Raw genomic sequence first — 14,948 nt, forward strand, 5'->3', positions numbered from 1 at the left:
CATGAACTGGTTCCGCTATGCGTCTCCGCGCAACTTCGAACGCTTCGCCGCGCACGCAACGCCGTGGTTCGGCATCGCGTCCATCGCGTTGATCGCGACGGGGCTCGTCATCGGTCTCGCCATCGCGCCCGCCGATGCGCTGCAACGCGACATCTACCGCATCATGTTCGTGCACGTTCCCGCCGCCTGGATGTCGATGTTCCTCTATCTCGTGATGGCCGCCTACAGCGCGCTGCATCTCGCGATGAACACACGTCTCTCCGCGATGATGGCGCGCGCGCTCGCGCCCACCGGCGCGCTCTTCACCGCGATCGCGCTGATCTCCGGCGCGCTGTGGGGCAAGCCGACGTGGGGCACGTGGTGGGTCTGGGACGCGCGTCTCACGTCGGAGCTGATCCTGTTCTTCCTGTACGTGGGCCTTCTCGCGCTGCATGCCGCGATCGACGGCGCGCGCCGCGCGGACCGCGCGTGCTCGGTGCTCGCGCTGATCGGCGTCGTGAATATCCCGATCATCTATTTTTCCGTGCAGTGGTGGTACACGCTGCATCAGGGGCCGTCGCTCGGCTTCGGCAGCGGCGTGTCGATGAGCGCGTCGATGGCATGGGGCATCGTCGTGATGAGCGCCGGATTCTGGTCGTACGCGATCGCGATATCGCTCGCGCGCGTGCGCGTCGTCATGCGCGCGGCGGATCGCGTGCCTGCGGGCGATGAACGTCCGTCGCGAATCGAGGAGCATGCCGCATGAGCACGTTCGAGTCCGTCATCGCGATGCTCGCCGCGAATCCGATTCTCTGCGCCGCGCTCGCGATCACTTTTCTGCTGATGGGCGCGGAAGCCTGGCTCGTGCTCCGCGCGCTGCGCGAACCGGCGTTGCGCCGATGAGAGCGCGCCATCGCCGCTTCGCGTTCATCGCGCTCGGCATCGCGAGCATCGCGCTCGCGTGCGCGTTCGTGCTCGATGCGTTTCGCGCCAACGTCATGTTCTTCGTGAGCCCGAGCCAGATCGCCTCGCACGAAGCGGCGCGCACACAGCGCTTCCGGCTCGGCGGACTCGTCGAACGCGGCTCGCTCGTGCGCGATCGCGATGGCCGCGCCGTGCGCTTCGTCGTCACGGACGCGCGCGCTTCGGTGGAGGTCACATACGCGGGCGCGCTGCCCGATCTCTTCCGCGAAGGCAGCGGCGTCGTCGCGCAAGGCACGCTCGGCGCCGATGGCCGCTTTCACGCCGATGAAGTCCTCGCGAAGCACGACGAGAAGTACACGCCGCCTCAACTGGAACGCGCGCTGCGCGAAGTGCGCGCGGCGGCGGACACGAGCCCGGGCGCGCGCCGATGATTCCCGAGCTCGGCCACTTCGCGCTGATTCTGGCGATGCTGCTCGCGCTCGTCGCGGGCATCGTGCCGATGCTCGGCGCGCGCTTCGGCATAGAGCGATGGATGCGCGTCGCCGCGCCCGCCGCGTGCGGGCAGTTCGGCTTCGTCGCGATCGCGTTCGCCTGTCTCGCGGCGTCTTTTCTCAGTGACGATTTCTCGGTGATCTATGTCGTCGAGAATTCCAATTCGGCGCTTCCGGCGATCTATCGCTTCACCGCCGTCTGGGGCGGCCACGAAGGCTCGCTGCTGCTCTGGGTGCTGCTGCTTACGCTCTGGATGATCGCCGTCGCTACGTTCGGCCGCCGGCTGCCCCGGCCGTTCGCCGCGCGCGTGCTCGGCGTGATGAGCTGGATCGACGCGGGCTTCCTGCTGTTCATGCTGCTGACGTCGAATCCGTTCACACGCATCATGCCGCCCGCGATGAACGGCCGCGATCTCAATCCGCTCCTGCAGGACCCGGGCATGGTGATTCATCCGCCCTTGCTGTACATGGGCTATGTCGGCTTCTCGGTGGCGTTCGCGTTCGCGATCGCGGCGCTCCTCGACGGCAGGCTCGATGCCGCTTGGGCGCGCGCATCGCGTGCATGGACGCTCGCCGCGTGGACGTTTCTCACGCTCGGCATCATGCTCGGCAGCGGCTGGGCGTACTACGAACTCGGCTGGGGCGGATGGTGGTTCTGGGATCCGGTGGAGAACGCGTCGTTCATGCCGTGGCTCGTCGGCACGGCGCTGGTTCATTCGCTCGCCGCCACCGCGAAGCGCGGTGCATTCCGCGCGTGGAGCGCGCTGCTCGCGATCTGCGCGTTCTCGCTTGCGCTGCTCGGCACCTTTCTCGTGCGCTCGGGCGTCGTGACATCGGTGCACGGATTCGCGTCCGATCCCGCGCGCGGCGTCTTCATCCTCGTGCTGCTCGCGCTTTTTTCGGGCGGCGGCCTCGCACTCTTCGCCTGGCGCGCGCCGCGCGCTGCATCGTCGCCAGCGGGATTCGAGCCGGTGTCGCGTGAAGCGCTGTTGTTGTCGAACAATCTGCTGATGCTCGCGGCTGCCGCTTCGGTGATGCTCGGCACGCTCTATCCGATGATCCTCGACGCGCTCGGCCTCGACAAGATTTCCGTCGGCGCGCCCTACTTCGACAGCGTGTTCGTCCCGCTGATGGCGCCCGCCGTGTTCCTGATGGGCGTCGCGCCGCTCGCGCGCTGGAAGGCTGCCCGCCTGCCGGAGATCACGGTGCGCCTGCGCTGGGCGGCGCTCGTGAGCGTCGTGTCGGCGTTTCTGCCGGGCGTGTCGCGCCCGCTCGTGAGCCTGGGCTTCCTGCTCGCCGCGTGGACTTTCGCGACCATCGCAACAGGCGTGTACCAGCGATTCGCCGGCGGCGCGCGGCGCGTGCGGCTCGCGACCATCGGCATGTGGCTCGCGCATGCGGGCGTTGGCGTGTTCATCGTCGGCGTGACGATGGTGAAGGGCTTCTCCGTCGAACACGATGCGCGGCTCGCGCCCGGTGAACATGTCGATGTCGGTGGCTATCGCTTCCGTCTCGACGATGTACGCGCGAGCGACGGTCCGAACTACCGCGCGATACGCGCGACGATCGGCGTGACGCGCGATGGCCGCGCCATCGCCACGCTGCATCCGGAGAAGCGCGAGTTCATCGTCTCGAACACGCCGACGACCGAAGCGGCCATCGATCAAGGCGTGCTGCGCGATCTCTATGTCGCGCTCGATCAGCCGGCGGGCGGCAACGCGTGGACCGTGCGCATCCAGATCAAGCCGTTCGTGCGCTGGATCTGGGGCGGCTGCATTCTGATGGCGCTCGGCGGCCTGCTCGCAGCCGCTGACCGGCGCTACATGCGGCAGCGTGCGCCGCAATCCCGGCGCGCTGCTGCGACGACTGCCGAAACGCCGCAAGCCCTCGGCGAGACCGGACGATGAAACGCTTCCTGATCCCGCTCGCCGTGCTGGGTATCCTGGTCGCGGTGCTGGCGGCGGGCCTGAGACACGATCCGCGCCGGCTGCCTTCAGCGCTGATCGGCAAGCCCGCGCCCGCGTTCGATCTGCCGCGCCTCGATGCGTCCGGGCAGAAGATGTCGTCGGACGCGCTGCGCGGACAGGTGTGGATTCTGAACGTGTGGGCGTCGTGGTGCGACGCGTGCCGCGACGAGCATCCCGTCCTCATGAACGTCGCGGCGAGCGGCACGGTGCCGGTGTATGGCCTGAACTACAAGGACGAGCGCGCGCCCGCATTGCAGTGGCTGGACGCAGCCGGCAATCCGTATGTCGCTACGCTCGTCGATCGCGACGGCAGCACGGGCATCGACTATGGCGTGTATGGCGTGCCGGAAACGTTCGTGATCGACCGGGCGGGCGTCGTGCGATACCGGCAGGCCGGGCCGATTACCCGCGCGTCGCTGGAGCGCGTGATTCTGCCGCTCGTCGGCGAGTTGCAGAAGGAGAACGCTCGTGATTAGGCGGATCGCGTTGCTGCTCCTCACGCTCGTGGCGTGCGCTCAAGCGCAGGAATCGCCGGTCGATGAGCGCGCGCGCCGTCTCGCCGAGCATTTTCGCTGCGTCGTGTGTCAGAACCAGAGTCTCGCCGATTCGAACGCGAGTCTCGCCGCCGATCTTCGCGCGCGCATTCGCGAGCAGGTGGAGCACGGCGCGAGCGACGAACAGATCGAGTCCTACATGGTGCGCCGCTATGGCGATTTCGTTCTCTACCGGCCGCCGGTGAAGCCGGTCACATGGGCGCTGTGGTTCGGACCGTTCGCGGTGCTGGCGGCGGGCGCGGTCGCGATGGCGCGACATATTCGACGCGCGCGAGATGCCCGGCGCGAGAGGAGTCTGTCTCCATGATGGCGTTCTGGCTGATCGTCGCCGCGATGTTGACGGGCGCGCTCGCGTGCATCGTGCCGCCGCTGCTGCTTGGGCCCACTCCCGGACGCGGGACTTCGCACGCGGCGCTCGCGGGCTTGCTGATCGCGCTCGTGCCGGCGTCGGCGCTGACGCTGTACATGCGCATCGGCGATCCCGCGGCGCTCGCGATCCAGGAGGCGGCCAGCGCACCGACGCGCGAACATGCGGACACGCCGGCATCGATGGAAGCGGCGGTCAGTCTTCTGGCCGCGCGATTGCAGCGCGATCCGAACGACGCGCAAGGCTGGTCGATGCTCGCGCGCTCGTACATGGTGCTCGATCGTCCGGGCGACGCGACCGAGGCGTATCGCCGCGCGGTCGCTCTGAATCCGCGCGACGCGGAACTGCGCGCCGATTACGCCGACGCCATCGCGAGCGCGAACGACGGCAATCTCGACGGCGCGACGTCGAAGATCATAGAATCCGCGCTCGGCATCGATGCGAATCAGCCGAAAGCGCTGGCGCTGGCGGCGTCGGCTGCGTTCGACCGGCGCGATTTCGCGGGTGCGATCCGGTACTGGGAGAGATTGGTGAATGTGCCGGATCTCGCGCCGGAGATCGGGCAGCAGGCCCGGAAGAATATCGACGAAACGCGCGCGCTTGCCGCGAAGGGAGCGTCGGTGAATGTACGTGTGAGTCTGAGTGCCGAGCTAGAAAAGCGCGTTCGTCCGACCGACACGGTCTTCGTCTATGCGCTCGCCGACGATGGCTCGCGCATGCCGCTCGCGGTGCAGCGCCTGAGCGTGAGTCAGTTGCCCGCGACCGTGCGTCTCGACGATTCCATGTCGATGACGCCGGGGCGTCGGCTGTCCGATTTCTCGCGTGTCAGTATCGATGCGCGCGTGTCGGCGTCGGGACAGGCGCGGCCGGCGTCGGGCGACATGACGGGGTCGAGCGGGGTTGTGTCGTTGGAGGGGGCGAAGGTTGTCGAGGTGAGGATCGATGATGTGGTGCGGTGAGCGGGCATTTTTGAAGCGGGGCTAGTGGGTCACGTCGACCCACATCATCATTCCCGAGACCGTACTGCGTGCCTAGAACTTCTGACGCAAACCAACCATGACAGCCGTTGTCGCCATGCCAGGCGCGACCGGCTGACCGTAAGCAATCGTCTGGGTCATCGTTCCCCGGTTGTTCACGTGCCCGACTTCTCCATACACCATCGTGGCTTTCGACAGGCTGTACTCGCCGCCCGCCGCGACTTCGATGGATTTGTTCGCCGAGTTGTTGCGGTCCCTGAGGTAGTAGACGCCGCTCGTCACCCTGAACGCGGGCGTGAACAGATAGCCGAGGCCGAAGGTGTACATGTCGATGCTCACCTGATTCGAGCGTGCCGGGTTCTTGCCGTTGGTGTACGACGCCGATACCGAAAAGTCATGCAGCGTGTAGAACGCGCCGAGATAGAAGAGCCGATTGTTGGCGAGACCGGTCGGCACCGCGTTCGGGCCAGGGTTGGTGTCGTGGCCGTTGTAATAGGCAGCCGCGAGTCGCACGCCATAGTTCGAGTACTTCAGCACAGCAGACTCGCGCGTGTTGCCCTGAAAGCTCCCCGCGACGCCGCCGGGAGCGTATTCGAGCGAAGCCTTCACGCCGCCGAAGCTCGGCGTCTCGTAGATAAGTGCGTTGCTGTCGTAGAGTGCGCCGATCGGCCCGTTGGTGCTCGTGCCGGTCCAGCCCGCCGCCTGGTTCATGCCGAGCCACGACGTGAGGATGCTTCCGAACCATCTGCCGCCGCGAACGTCGGTCTCGCTCATCGCGAAAGCTAGCGGCGCGATCTGGCGTCCGGCATTGAACGAACCAAACGGCCCCGATATGCCGACGCTCGCGATCTGGTTGAATAGTCCCGTGACGCCCGGGGTATCGGTAATGCCGGCCTTGCCGGTGCCCGTATCGAAGGTCCCCTGCAGCTTGAAGTTCGCGCGATAGCCGCCACCGAGATCTTCGGTGCCGGTCAGGCCGAAATTGCTCGAGTAAATGCCAGCGTCCTTGAAGCGATACAGCTTGCCCAGATTCTTCGATGCCGGATTGAACGATGCCGCCGATGTGCTTTGATACATCAGCCCCGCATCGAGCACGCCATACAGCGTCACCGATGATTGTGCCTGTGCCGCGCTGCCGATTGCAGCGCCTGCGACGGCTGCCACCCATTTCAATTTCATCTCGTCTCCCTATCTCTTTGTATTTGAATCAAACTTCATTAACGGCATGCCGCGCTATCAGGAGGCCACGGCTTCGCATTCGCTCGTCGCCACCGCATACGAACGCTCGCGGTATTCGATCAAGTCGCGAATCGAGACGATCGGCAAACCATGCAGGCGTGCGAATCGAATCAGTTGCGGCAAACGTGCCATGCTGCCGTCATCGTTGACGATTTCCGCGAGCACGCCGCCTTCGCGCAGACCGGCCAGACGGCACAAGTCCACCGTCGCTTCGGTGTGCCCCGGGCGACGCAGCACGCCGCCCGGCACCGAACGCAACGGGAACAGGTGGCCGGGCCGGTTGAAATCGCCGGCGCGGGCCTGCGGGTCGACCAGCGCGCGAATGGTCGTTGCACGGTCGGCCGCCGAAATGCCGGTTGTCGTGCCGTGCCGGTAGTCGACCGTCACCGTGAACGCGGTTTGCATCGAATCGTTGCCGCGCGCGACCATCATCGGAATCTGCAACGCATCGAGCCGCTCGCCTGGCAGCGCCACGCAAAGCACGCCGCTCGTCCAGCGGACCATGAAGGCGATCGCCTCCGGCGTCGCGAGCTCGGCGGCCATGATGAGATCGCCCTCGTTTTCGCGATCTTCATCGTCCACCACCACGACGAGCGAGCCACGCCGGATGGCGGACAGCGCATCCTCGATTCGATCGATCGATATCAATTCTTCAATTTCCATCTCTTGCATTCCTGATTAATTTGATTGGCGTCCGTGCGGCGCTGTGGATTCAGGCCGGGGGATTGCGATCGAAGCAAACGGCGCCTTCCGAAACCTGTCCCCAGGATTTCGCCGAACAACGCCACATATGCACCTGCGGCTGCACCCACGAAGGGTCATCGAGCGTGCCTGCCTTGATCGCGACGACATCCGGATTGGCGTCCAGCTCGGTGTACACCGGCGAACCGCATTTCCGGCAGAAGTGGCGTTTGACGCCTGCGCCGCTTTCGCCGACATCATTGAACGTGCCGAGGGTCGATGACGCAATCTCGAAGCCCGCAGAAGGCACGACCACATTGGTCGAGAACGCACTGCCGGACTGCTTCTGGCAATGGATGCAATGGCATATCGCGCTCATCAGAGGCGCCCGCGCCGTTTCATAGCGAACGCTGCCGCACAGGCAGCCGCCCTTGATCTCGTTCATGTTTTTTCCTGATCGAAGCTGACGGTCAATGGCCCGTCAGCCCGTTGTAGAAGCCGCCTGATCGCACGAAAACGCAGGCAACCCAATTAAGCCGATCACGCCAGCACGTTCGCGTATTGCTGGCGCAAGGTCATTTTTTGCACCTTGCCCGTCGCGCCAAGCGGCAGTGCGTCGAGGAAAATCACTTCGTCCGGTAGCCACCACTTCGCGACCTTGTCCTCGAGATAGGCGAGAATCTCCGCCTTGTTCACGGTCTGCCCGGGCTTCGTCACGACTAACATCACCGGCCGCTCATCCCACTTCGGATGCTTGACGCCGATCACCGCCGCCATCAACACCGCCGGATGTCCAACGGCCGCGTTCTCCAGGTCGATCGAACTGATCCACTCGCCGCCGGATTTGATGACGTCTTTCACTCGATCGGTGATCTGCATGTAGCCGTCGGCATCGATGGTGGCGATGTCGCCGGTCGGAAACCAGCCGTCACGCAACGCAGGCTTCTCGCCCTTGAAATACGCCGCGGCAATCCACGGACCGCGAACCTCCAGTTCGCCGGCGGCCTTGCCGTCGCGCGGTTGCTCGTTGCCGCTTGCATCGACGATCCGCATTTCGACGCCGAACACCGCACGCCCCTGCTTCGCGCGCTGCGCGCATTGCTGCTCGATAGTCAGGTTCGCATGCTTGGGCAGCAGGCTTCCCTGCGTGCCGAGAGGGCTCGTTTCCGTCATGCCCCACGCGTGCCGCACCTCGACGCCGAACTTTTGTGTCCATGTGCGAATCAGTGCTTCCGGCATCGCCGAGCCGCCGACTACGGTGCGCTTCATCGTCGAGAGCGAGAGATCGTGCTGCTCCATGTGTTGCGTGAGGCCGAGCCAGATGGTCGGCACGCCGGCGCTACACGTCACGCCTTCGCCCTCGATCAGCTCATACAGGCTCGCACCGTCGAGCTTCGGACCCGGCAGCACCAGCTTGCAACCGTTCATCGCGGCCGCGTAGGGAATGCCCCATGCGTTGACGTGAAACATCGGCACCACCGGCAGGAGACAGTCATGCGCGGAGAGCGAAAGCGTATCGGGCAAGCTGACCGCGAACGTGTGGAGTATCGTCGAGCGGTGCGAGTAGAGCACGCCCTTCGGATTGCCCGTCGTGCCCGACGTATAGCAAAGCGAGCTCGCCATGCGCTCGTCGAGTTCGGGCCAGACGAAGTCATCTTCACATGACGCCAGCAGGTCCTCGTAGCAAACGAGATTCGGAAAACGATCGTCTTTCGGCATCTCCTGCGGGCCAGCCAACAACACGTAATGGCGGATCGTCGGGCAATGCGCCGCAATCGCTTCCACCAGCGGCAGGAAGGCGCTGTCGAAGAGCAGCACTTCATCTTCAGCGTGATTGACGATATAGACGAGCTGCTCCGGATGCAGGCGCGGATTGCAGGTGTGCAGCACCGCACCGCTGCCCGACACGCCGAAGTACGCTTCCAGGTGCCGATGGTCGTTCCATGCCAGCGATGCGACACGGCTTCCATTCTTCACCCCTAGCTGCGCGAGCGCGCGAGCCAGTTGTCGCGCTCGTCTGGCGGCGTCGCGAAACGTGTACCTGTACAACGCGCCGCTCCTTTCACGCGATACGATTTCGCTATCCCCGAACTGACGCTCGGCGTGCTCGAGCAGGGACGAAACCAGCAGCGGGCGATCCATCATCGATCCAAACATGAGATCATCCATTTCACTGAACCGGTAACTGCACGGCTTTGTATTCGAGGTATTCCTCGAGGCCGTACTTGCCGAACTCGCGGCCATTGCCCGACTGCTTGTAACCGCCGAACGGCGCAAGCAGGTTGAACGGCGCACCGTTGATATCCACCTGACCCGTGCGAAGGCGTCGCGCCACGCGCTTCGCGCGCTCGACACCGGCCGACCAGACCGCGCCGCTCAACCCGTAGACCGAATCGTTGGCGATGCGCACGGCATCGTCCTCGTCTTCATACGCAAGGATGCTCAGCACCGGGCCGAAGATTTCTTCCCGGGCAATCGTCATCTTCGACGTGACGTTGGCGAACACCGTCGGCTTGACGAAGAAGCCTCGTTCCAGCCCTGCGGGAGTGTCCGGGCCGCCGCTCACGAGTTCGGCGCCCTCTTCCAGGCCCTTGCGGATATAGTCCCGCACGCGCTGCCGCTGCAGCGCCGAGATGACGGGGCCGATCTGGGTCTGTTCGTTCAGAGGACTGCCTACTTTCATGCCGCCGACCACTTGAGCGGCGATCTTCTTGACCTCTTCCATGCGCGCTTTCGGCACCAGCATGCGCGTATGAGCAAAGCAGGTCTGGCCGTTGTTGAGAAAGCACGCGTTGATCGCGCCGGGAACCGCGGTGGCGAAATCGGCATCGTCGAGGATGATCGCGGCGGACTTGCCTCCCAGTTCGAGGGCAACCCGCTTGACGGTCTGCGCCGCGAGTTCGGTGACCCGACGGCCCGCGCCCGTCGAACCCGTGAACGACACCATGTCGACCTCGGGATGCGACACCAGCGCCTCACCGACGACCGGACCGAAACCCGGCACCATGTTGAATACGCCCGCCGGCAAGCCTGCCTCGTGAATCACCTCGGCGAGAAGATAGGCCGTGAGCGGCGCCACTTCCGACGGCTTGAGCACGACGGTGCAGCCCGCGGCCAGCGCCGGCGCGACCTTGGCCGCGATCAGGGTGAGCGGGTAATTCCACGGCGTGATGCAGGCCACCACACCGATGGGCTCGCGCAGCACTTCGGAGTTGCCCACGGTTTCGGCAAACTCAAAGCCGCCGAGCAACTGCGCGGCCACCGCGAAGTGTCCGATCGCCGCGCCGGTCTGCGCAAACTGCGACCAGCCGATCGGCGTGCCGACTTCGTCGCTGACGAGTTGCGCCACTTCCGCGGCGCGGGCTTCGAGGCCCTGCGCGATTTTGGCGATCCATTCGGCACGTTGCCCCGGTGTGGTTTGCGACCAATGGTCGAACGCAGCGCGCGCGGCGCACACGGCGTGGTGGGCATCGGTTTCGTCGCCGAGGCGCACGCGTCCGATGACGTCTTCCGTGGAGGCATTGGTCACATCGGCATATTCGCTACCGTGCGGGTCGATCCATTTGCCATTGATATAAACCCGATCGAAAATTTTCACGGTTCCTACTCCTCAATTAACCTGGTTATCGAGATATCGATTTTTTAGTGCGCACGAAGCCCCGCCCGGCTTTCGCCGTGCGCGTGCTTCGTGACATAGACAGTGTTGTTTGTTTCGCTAACGACCGCGTAGCGTCAACGGCCCGGCGCGCCGGCTTTCGAGGCCGCTTGCCCGATGGAGGCAACAGACTCGGGCTGCCAGTCGGCCGAGTTCTTCAGCGTGTTGCGATACGACGCGAAGCCGAATCGGAAGATGAGTGCAGCGATCATGCCGCATGAGAAGCAGAGGATTCCGATCGAACGCCCGACCGCGCCCGGATCGCGGAACAAGTGGTCAGTCAGCATACCTATGGCGACCGGGCCGCAGCCCGCGCCCAGCAAGTTCACAAAGCCCGTATAAAGCGCTGCGAACTGGCCGCGCATGGGGCTTGGGGCAACTTCCTGAACTGCCAGCGGCCCGGCGGCAAACATGAAGCCCGTGAAGCACGTCGTCAATGCCATGAAGACGAGCGCCAGATTTGCGCTTGGCATGCTCACCATGCCGGCAGCCGACACAGCAATGCCGACACTGCCCGTCAGGGCAACGCGAAGGTAGCCGTGAGGCACGCCGCGACGCGTCCAGAAGCCGCCGAGCCAGCCACCGAACATCGCGCTGAGCGGACCGATCACAGCCAGGAGCACGCCCAGCACCGCGCCGATTTGCGGATACTTCCAGCCAAATTCACGCACGAAGTACGTCGGCACCCAGGCGGCCCAACCGTACACACAGGCATAAAAAAAGCCTGCGCCGATCATGAGCGACACCAGCGTCCTCAAGTTCCCGGTAATGTAGCGCTTGACCAGGGCGACTGGTACGGCCTCGCGCAGTTGCGCATTCGTGTCGTCGGCGGAAGAGCGAATTCCGGAATCGCGGCGTGCATTTCTGGGTTCCGGCACAGCCAGCATCATCAGGGCAACGATCAGACCGGGGAGACCCAGGACCATGAGGGTAGCCTGCCACGGATGGAGCGCACCTAGCCAGGGCAGCACAGGAGGCGCAGCGGTGAACACGCCGAGAATCAACCCGCCGACGATCAGCCCGGCGCCGGAGCCGAACGATCCGCTCGCACCGAACAGGCTCATGGGACGACCACGCCGGCCGGCCGGGAACAGATCGGCGATGAGGGATATGGCGCCCGGAATCAGGACAGCTTCGCCGACCGCTACACCGACGCGGGCGAGCAGCAGATGCCAGTACTCGGTCGCGATGCCGCCGGCGGCGGTCGCGAGACTCCACAGGGCGATGCCGATCGCAATGATCAAGCGCCGGTCGCCGCGATCGATGATGCGGGCAATCGGCAGTCCCATCAGTGCATAAAACACTGCGAACGTGAAGCCGTGCAGCGTGCCTATCAGGGTGTCGTTGACATGCAATGTCTGCTGAATCGGGCCTACCAGCAGCGTGAGGATCTGCCGATCCATGATGGAAAAAATGTAGGCGACCAGCAAGACGCTGACCGCATACCAGGAACGGCCCGCACTAGTACTTGAAACTTCCCGGCAACCAGCATACTTGTCCTGGCCCGGTTCAATTGTCTCTGCTCTCATGCTTGTCTCCCCTTCACTGGATCGCCTGATTTTTTTATTGGCGATCAGTCGGGCGTTAATTAAGTATCAGTCTGGCGATTATCACGACGCGTGGATGAACGCGACTCTCGGTGGATTTGAATCCTTGCTGGGACGCCAGCAAGTCATGCCGTGTCGGACGCTACGGGATCGTTCCAAAGATTGTTCGCCCGCCAGAAATGATCTTTCTGCCAATGATCAGGCAGTGTCGCTGCCGTCGAACGGATCACGCGCTTCAGCAACAGCGTCATGACTTGCGCCTCGCGGTAGTCGAGGTCACGTTCCGCATCGCTCTGCGCCGCCTTGGCGATGGCCAGCAACTCGAAAACGTAGGTGCGGCCCGTTTCGGTGAAGCACACCACGCTCTCGCCGTCCCCGTTCACTCCGAGCGTAAGGAGACCGCGCTCCACGAGCTTGTGAATATCGCCGTCCGACACACGCGAGCCGGAGATCGACACGAGTCGATCGAGTTCCGCAATCGTTCTTCCATCGCCCATGCTCAGCACGGTCAGAATGTCGTAGTCGATATCGCGCAGGCCATTGCCGCGCAGGTTCTGCCTGACCGGCATCAGTAACTGATAATAGGCGCGAGCCAGCAAAAAGCCGAGCCAGCCGTTACCGAAGCTCGAATTCGCGTCGGCGACGTCCTCAGCCTTCTTCATCACCAAACCGTAGTTCCCTCCGTGAAAAACCAGTGGCGGCTGCTCGAAGCTGTCGAAGTTCGTGACTTCTCCAACGAAGATGACGTGGTCGCCTCCTTCGTATTGGTGAACGACGCGGCATTCGAACCGTGCCGAGCAGCCTTCGAGCAGCGGGACGCCGCCATCGCCGCGTGCGAGCTTGCAGCCCGCGAACTTGTCGGTTCCGCTCTTCGCGAACTGATTCGACAGGCGTTCCTGATCAGCCGCCAGGATATGCACCGCGAAATGCGCGGTGGCCGCAAAGACCGGCAAGCTGGAAGATTTCTTTCCGAGGCTCCAGAGAACCATGGGCGGGTCCATCGAAACGGAGTTGAAGCTGTTCGCCGTCAATCCGTAGTCTTTTCCGTCCTCACCTTTCGTGGTGACGATCGTAACGCCCGTGGTAAATGAACCGAGGGCTTTACGAAATTGCTTGGCATCGACTGCCGTAGTCATATCTGTCTCCGTCTCTATGTCCCGGCCGATTAGTTGTTTTGATCGTGCCGACCGGGACTGTAATGTCTTACTTCGATGTGCTTTCGTTACCGCGTCAGCAGCGGCATGACCAAACGTCCGAAGCGCTCGGCTTCTTCGTGGTGCGGATAACCCGAGAGGCAGAATCCGCTGCAACCCGCGTCGACGAACTCCAGGAGCTGCGCGGCCACCTGCTGCGGATTGCCAACTACAGCGACGCCCGCACCGGGACGCACTTCGGTGATGCCGGTCCACAGATGGGGCGTCATCTTGCTGCCGACCGTCTGCGCCAGTTCACGTTGACGCTGGTTGGCGACCGAATTCATGTTCGCGCTCAGATTCGTGGCCTGGTCCTTCCAGCCCTGCGCGCCTTCGATCAATCGATTCGCCGCTTCCCATGCTTCGTCTTCGGTTTCGCGGCAAACGACCTGCAAGCGCATGGCGAAACGCAACTCGTCTTCACGGCCGTACTTCGCGGCACGGGCGCGCATCTCCTTGACCTGCTCGGCGATGCGCTCCGGATAATCGCCCCAGAAAAGATGCACGGCCGAATGGCGGGCAGAAATCTCGGCTGCCTGTTCAGAACCGCCGCCGAGGAAGATCGGCGGATACGGGTGCTGCACCGGCTTCGGAATGATCAGCGGCTTGTCGACCTTGTAGTACTTGCCGGAATACTCGACCTGCTCTTCCGACAGCAGCTTCTTGATGATGACGACCTCTTCTTCGAGCTGCTCGTAGCGCGCCTCTTTAGAACCGAGTTGCCCTTCGGCAATGGCGTCTTTTTCACTCAAGCCGGCAATCAGGTTGATGTAGATGCGCCCGTTCGACATCTGATCGAACGACGAGATCATCTTCGCCTGAGCAACCGGATGAATGAAGCCGGGCTTGACCGCGATAAGGGCCTTGATCTTCGAAGTGCGGCTGACGACGAACGACGCCGCTACCCATGCATCCCAGCAATACGGGGTGACCGGCACCAGCATGTAGTCGAAACCCGCATTTTCGGCGGCACGCGTGACGCGTTCGAAGTGCTCCATCGACTGAGGAAAGGCCTTGGACGGATCGCCGAATGCGCTCGTGTCGCCGAGCGTGGGGCAGAACCAGCCCATCGAAAGAGGGACTGCGTGACTCATGTGTGTCTCCTTGTTGTGTTTGCTCAATGCCTACATAACATCAGCGACACAAACATAAGTAAAATGAAGTGTTCTAATTTGTCACATGCACACGATTAATACCCGATTGCCCGCATGGAAATGCGCACGATGAGCCGCGTGGGAGCAAGGGAAATCACTGATGTCGGGAATGAGCTCGAGCGCAGGCGCAAGGCCCGTCGAGGTCGCGTTATCCCTTAGCTGAAGTGGTGAATGAAGCGCGAAGGGGAAACTGCTCGATCTGTCGAAGTCGAGCACGTTC

The 14,948-nt window shown here is 63.5% G+C and carries 15 protein-coding genes; 7 read left to right on the forward strand and 8 right to left on the reverse strand.

Going from position 1 to position 14,948, the window contains the following annotated elements; genetic code table 11:
- Nucleotide 1: 1 nt before the first annotated feature.
- The 7 genes from ccmC to ACEN42_RS21140 are packed head-to-tail and all read left to right on the forward strand — an operon-like array spanning nt 2 to nt 5,241.
- The gene (gene ccmC, locus ACEN42_RS21110; protein WP_371881316.1) at nt 2–745 is read left to right on the forward strand and encodes a heme ABC transporter permease CcmC; all 744 of its coding nucleotides are present in this window, start codon (nt 2–4) and stop codon (nt 743–745) included.
- Nucleotides 742–882: a hypothetical protein gene (locus ACEN42_RS21115; protein WP_238292867.1), complete on the forward strand. Its 141-nt coding sequence runs from the start codon at nt 742–744 to the stop codon at nt 880–882. Before ccmC ends, ACEN42_RS21115 begins: the two co-directional genes overlap by 4 nt.
- A complete protein-coding gene (gene ccmE, locus ACEN42_RS21120) occupies nt 879–1,334 on the forward strand; it encodes a cytochrome c maturation protein CcmE (protein WP_371881317.1) in 456 nt (151 codons plus the stop codon). The genes ACEN42_RS21115 and ccmE overlap by 4 nt, the downstream gene beginning before the upstream one ends.
- On the forward strand, nt 1,331–3,301 hold the full coding sequence (locus ACEN42_RS21125; RefSeq protein WP_371881318.1) for a heme lyase CcmF/NrfE family subunit: 1,971 nt from the start codon (nt 1,331–1,333) through the stop codon (nt 3,299–3,301). The genes ccmE and ACEN42_RS21125 overlap by 4 nt, the downstream gene beginning before the upstream one ends.
- Nucleotides 3,298–3,837 carry a DsbE family thiol:disulfide interchange protein gene (locus ACEN42_RS21130; RefSeq protein ID WP_371881319.1) on the forward strand — a complete coding sequence of 180 codons (540 nt, stop codon included), beginning with the start codon at nt 3,298–3,300 and terminating at the stop codon, nt 3,835–3,837. Before ACEN42_RS21125 ends, ACEN42_RS21130 begins: the two co-directional genes overlap by 4 nt.
- Nucleotides 3,830–4,222: a cytochrome c-type biogenesis protein CcmH gene (locus ACEN42_RS21135; protein WP_371881320.1), complete on the forward strand. Its 393-nt coding sequence runs from the start codon at nt 3,830–3,832 to the stop codon at nt 4,220–4,222. The genes ACEN42_RS21130 and ACEN42_RS21135 overlap by 8 nt, the downstream gene beginning before the upstream one ends.
- Nucleotides 4,219–5,241: a tetratricopeptide repeat protein gene (locus tag ACEN42_RS21140; RefSeq protein WP_371881321.1), complete on the forward strand. Its 1,023-nt coding sequence runs from the start codon at nt 4,219–4,221 to the stop codon at nt 5,239–5,241. The genes ACEN42_RS21135 and ACEN42_RS21140 overlap by 4 nt, the downstream gene beginning before the upstream one ends.
- Nucleotides 5,242–5,313: 72 nt before the next feature.
- On the opposite strand, the gene ACEN42_RS21145 is transcribed toward ACEN42_RS21140, so the two are convergent.
- From ACEN42_RS21145 to ACEN42_RS21180, 8 genes are all read right to left on the reverse strand, one after another.
- The gene (locus tag ACEN42_RS21145; protein WP_238292877.1) at nt 5,314–6,438 is read right to left on the reverse strand and encodes a porin; all 1,125 of its coding nucleotides are present in this window, start codon (nt 6,436–6,438) and stop codon (nt 5,314–5,316) included.
- A gap of 57 nt (nt 6,439–6,495) precedes the next feature.
- Nucleotides 6,496–7,143 (reverse strand): 3,4-dihydroxy-2-butanone-4-phosphate synthase, encoded by a 648-nt coding sequence (gene ribB / locus ACEN42_RS21150; protein WP_374191198.1) that lies wholly within the window; start codon nt 7,141–7,143, stop codon nt 6,496–6,498.
- 67 nt (nt 7,144–7,210) lie between these two features.
- Nucleotides 7,211–7,624 (reverse strand): GFA family protein, encoded by a 414-nt coding sequence (locus ACEN42_RS21155; RefSeq protein WP_371881323.1) that lies wholly within the window; start codon nt 7,622–7,624, stop codon nt 7,211–7,213.
- A gap of 95 nt (nt 7,625–7,719) precedes the next feature.
- The gene (locus tag ACEN42_RS21160; RefSeq protein ID WP_371881324.1) at nt 7,720–9,336 is read right to left on the reverse strand and encodes a 3-(methylthio)propionyl-CoA ligase; all 1,617 of its coding nucleotides are present in this window, start codon (nt 9,334–9,336) and stop codon (nt 7,720–7,722) included.
- Between the two features lie 13 nt (nt 9,337–9,349).
- A complete protein-coding gene (locus ACEN42_RS21165) occupies nt 9,350–10,777 on the reverse strand; it encodes an aldehyde dehydrogenase family protein (RefSeq protein WP_371881325.1) in 1,428 nt (475 codons plus the stop codon).
- 134 nt (nt 10,778–10,911) lie between these two features.
- A complete protein-coding gene (locus ACEN42_RS21170; protein ID WP_371881326.1) occupies nt 10,912–12,363 on the reverse strand; it encodes a spinster family MFS transporter in 1,452 nt (483 codons plus the stop codon).
- A 143-nt stretch (nt 12,364–12,506) separates the two neighbouring features.
- A complete protein-coding gene (locus ACEN42_RS21175) occupies nt 12,507–13,691 on the reverse strand; it encodes a flavin reductase (RefSeq protein WP_371881327.1) in 1,185 nt (394 codons plus the stop codon).
- Nucleotides 13,604–14,668 carry an LLM class flavin-dependent oxidoreductase gene (locus ACEN42_RS21180; protein ID WP_371881328.1) on the reverse strand — a complete coding sequence of 355 codons (1,065 nt, stop codon included), beginning with the start codon at nt 14,666–14,668 and terminating at the stop codon, nt 13,604–13,606. The genes ACEN42_RS21175 and ACEN42_RS21180 overlap by 88 nt, the downstream gene beginning before the upstream one ends.
- Nucleotides 14,669–14,948 lie beyond the last annotated feature (280 nt).

This window comes from Caballeronia sp. S22, assembly GCF_964261745.1.
Taxonomy (GTDB): Bacteria; Pseudomonadota; Gammaproteobacteria; order Burkholderiales; family Burkholderiaceae; genus Caballeronia; species Caballeronia jiangsuensis.

Excerpts from the sequence above, each read along its gene's own strand:
- ACEN42_RS21140 (WP_371881321.1), top strand. The coding sequence starts at position 4,219 with ATGATGGCGTTCTGGCTGATCGTCGCCGCGATGTTGACGGGCGCGCTC.
- ccmC (WP_371881316.1), top strand. The coding sequence starts at position 2 with ATGAACTGGTTCCGCTATGCGTCTCCGCGCAACTTCGAACGCTTCGCC.
- ACEN42_RS21155 (WP_371881323.1), bottom strand. The coding sequence starts at position 7,624 with ATGAACGAGATCAAGGGCGGCTGCCTGTGCGGCAGCGTTCGCTATGAA.
- ACEN42_RS21170 (WP_371881326.1), bottom strand. The coding sequence starts at position 12,363 with ATGAGAGCAGAGACAATTGAACCGGGCCAGGACAAGTATGCTGGTTGC.
- ACEN42_RS21130 (WP_371881319.1), top strand. The coding sequence starts at position 3,298 with ATGAAACGCTTCCTGATCCCGCTCGCCGTGCTGGGTATCCTGGTCGCG.
- ACEN42_RS21145 (WP_238292877.1), bottom strand. The coding sequence starts at position 6,438 with ATGAAATTGAAATGGGTGGCAGCCGTCGCAGGCGCTGCAATCGGCAGC.
- ACEN42_RS21180 (WP_371881328.1), bottom strand. The coding sequence starts at position 14,668 with ATGAGTCACGCAGTCCCTCTTTCGATGGGCTGGTTCTGCCCCACGCTC.
- ACEN42_RS21115 (WP_238292867.1), top strand. The coding sequence starts at position 742 with ATGAGCACGTTCGAGTCCGTCATCGCGATGCTCGCCGCGAATCCGATT.
- ccmE (WP_371881317.1), top strand. The coding sequence starts at position 879 with ATGAGAGCGCGCCATCGCCGCTTCGCGTTCATCGCGCTCGGCATCGCG.
- ACEN42_RS21125 (WP_371881318.1), top strand. The coding sequence starts at position 1,331 with ATGATTCCCGAGCTCGGCCACTTCGCGCTGATTCTGGCGATGCTGCTC.
- ACEN42_RS21160 (WP_371881324.1), bottom strand. The coding sequence starts at position 9,336 with ATGTTTGGATCGATGATGGATCGCCCGCTGCTGGTTTCGTCCCTGCTC.